This is a genomic window from Geomonas sp., from assembly GCF_035254065.1.
GTDB lineage: Bacteria > Desulfobacterota > Desulfuromonadia > Geobacterales > Geobacteraceae > Geomonas.
This window is the reverse complement of the sequence record NZ_DATFBA010000198.1, coordinates 1-2,488: the sequence shown is the minus strand read 5'-3', so window position 1 is coordinate 2,488 and position 2,488 is coordinate 1. Positions and strand designations below refer to the sequence as shown.

The following is a 2,488-nucleotide window of genomic DNA, read 5'->3' as shown; positions in this document are numbered from 1 at the left end:
CGCTTGAACTTCTCCCCCAACAGGCGCACAAGCAAGAGCGCCACCGTTGCCGAGGCTGCCCCGGCGGCCACCTCGCTCAAATCGGTTTTACCCACCAGAAGCAGGTAGAGCCCGCAGAATGTCAGCCAAGCCGCAATCCTGAAAACCGCCGTGTTGCCATCCATCTCGCCCTCCGAATTTCTTCAGTTTCCCCTCGCTACCACTCCTTACATCATTTCCATTTACCGCTCAGCCAACATCCCCTCTCCCGAAGGGGGAGGGCTAGGGAGGGGGAACTCTGTCCGGTCGCAACCACTGTTCCCCCTACCCAGCCTCCCCCCGTTCGGGGGGAGGAGCCGTTGGACGTCCGGCAGGGCGGCATGAGTGAGGCATGCTTCAGGTCTCTATCAGCCGCTTGAGCGTGCTCCCTTGCACCAAAATAGAGAAGACCACCACCAGGTAGGTCGCGACCAGCAGCACGCTCAGTTCCCTTACGTCCGGCAGACTCATGGCCAAGGCGATCGGAATGCCGCCGCGCAGGCCGCTCCAGGTCATCACCGATACGTCGCGCAGGGAGAAATGCTCCCGCAGGCGCAAAAGCCCGCCGAGCACCAGCACGGAGAGGAACCTGCCGAGCAGCACGATGGGAATGGCGGCCACCCCGGTGACCAGGTGGAAGGCGTTCAGGCGGTCGCTCAACACCAGCAGTTGCAGGCCGATCACCGTGAAGAGGATGGCGTTCAGGAATTCCTCCACCAGTTCCCAGAAATGATCGAGGTTCTCCCTCGTGTGCTCCGACATTGCAAGCTTGCGGCCGCGCCCGCCGATCAACAGTCCCGCCACCACCATCGCCAGCGGACCGGAGACCTCCACCGAGCGGGCCAAGGCATAGCCGCCGGTAACCAGGGCCAGGGTGATTAGAATCTCCAGCCTGAAGTTGTCCACCGTCTTGATGAGGAAGTAGCCTGCCCACCCCAGTAAGGTCCCGAACAGGATCCCCCCCGCCGTCTGGCGCAGGAAGATGGCGGCCACTCCGGAAATGCCCAATGGGTGACCGCTTTGGGCGGCGGCAAGTAAGGACAGGAAGAGCACGATGCCGACCCCGTCGTTGAAGAGGGCCTCGCCGGCGATCTGGGCGTTTAGACGGTCTGGGATCCCAAGCCGGCGCAAGGTCGGCAGCACCGCCACCGGGTCGGTCGGCGAGATCAGCGCGCCGAAGAGCAGGCAGTAGATCGGCCTCATGTTCAGGTCGAGCAGCTGGGAAAGGAGGGAAAAGGCGCCGCCGATGATAACCGTGGAGATCAGGACGCCTGCCACCGCGAAGACGGCCACGCTCACCTTCACGGTCAGCAGTTCCTCCACCTTCACGAAGAGCGCGCCGGCAAAGAGGAGAAAACTCAGCATGCCCTGCAGGAAGAAGACGTCGAAGGAGATGTCCAGGATCAGACGGCGGGCAGGGGTCACCACGTCGACCCCCGCCGTCATCAATAGCGCCAGCAGCAGGGAAAGGAGCAGGCTCTGCAGCATGAGGCCGGTGGTTACCGGCAGTTTCAGAAAGCGGTAGTTGAGGTAGGCAAAGAACGCGGTGAGCGTGGTCAGTATGCCGGCAATCTGGAAGACGTCCATTGCCGCTCCCTTGTCACTGCTCGGTCTTCAGCCAGCACCTGAGGGCCTCCGCGACGCTCCAGGCCTGCGCGATGCACCCTTTGGGATCGTAGGGACCCTCCGCGTCGCAGATCTCGCTTACCGACCCTACACACTGCTCGCTCAACTGGCCGACCACCCCTTCCAGGAAGCCGCGGGCAGACTTGGCCTGGTCCGGGTAGACGCGCAGCCAAGCGTCGATGAAGGGGCCGATCAGCCACGGCCATACCGTACCTTGGTGGTAGGCGGCGTCCCGGGCCCTGATGTCGCCGGTGTAGGTGGATTTGTAATCGGGATGGCCGGGGGCGAGGGTACGAAGCCCAACCGGGGTGAGCAGTCGCTCCCGCACGGTCCCCAGCACCTTAGACCACTTGGAGCGGTCGAGCACGGGGTAGTCGAGGGAGATGGCGAAGACCTGGTTGGGGCGGCAAGCGGTGTCGTCTCCCTGCTCGCCGTCGATCACGTCGAAGAGGTAGCCACCTTCCTGGTACCAGAAACGCTGGTTGAAGGAGCGGAAGGCCTGCTCGGCCAGTTTCCCCAGCTGCTGGGAATAGCTGGTGTCTTGCTCCTCGGCCGTCCATTTGTGCATCAGTTGCAGGGCGTTGTACCAGAGCGCGTTGATTTCCACCGCTTTCCCGCGGCGCGGTGTCACGACCCAGTCATCGACCTTCGCGTCCATCCAGGTGAGCTGGTAACCGTGCTCTCCCTGCCGCAGCAGTGCGTCGGCCGAATCCATACCGATGTTGAACCGGGTGCCCGCGACATGGTGCCCGATGATGTCCATCAACGTCGGCAGAAGCCTGCGCAGCGTCTCGTGATCGCCCGTCACGTCCAAATAGCGGTCGATGGCATGGAAGAACCAGAG

2 protein-coding genes are annotated in these 2,488 nt (G+C 63.1%); both read right to left on the bottom strand.

Annotated elements, in window-relative coordinates:
- Positions 1-375 precede the first annotated feature (375 nt).
- Positions 376-1,605: a cation:proton antiporter gene (locus tag VJ604_RS09475; RefSeq protein ID WP_324081920.1), complete on the bottom strand. Its 1,230-nt coding sequence runs from the start codon at positions 1,603-1,605 to the stop codon at positions 376-378.
- A gap of 13 nt (positions 1,606-1,618) precedes the next feature.
- A partial coding sequence (locus tag VJ604_RS09470; RefSeq protein WP_324081918.1) for an amylo-alpha-1,6-glucosidase occupies positions 1,619-2,488 on the bottom strand: 870 nt, incomplete at its 5' end.

Excerpts from the sequence above, each read along its gene's own strand:
- VJ604_RS09475 (WP_324081920.1), bottom strand. The coding sequence starts at position 1,605 with ATGGACGTCTTCCAGATTGCCGGCATACTGACCACGCTCACCGCGTTC.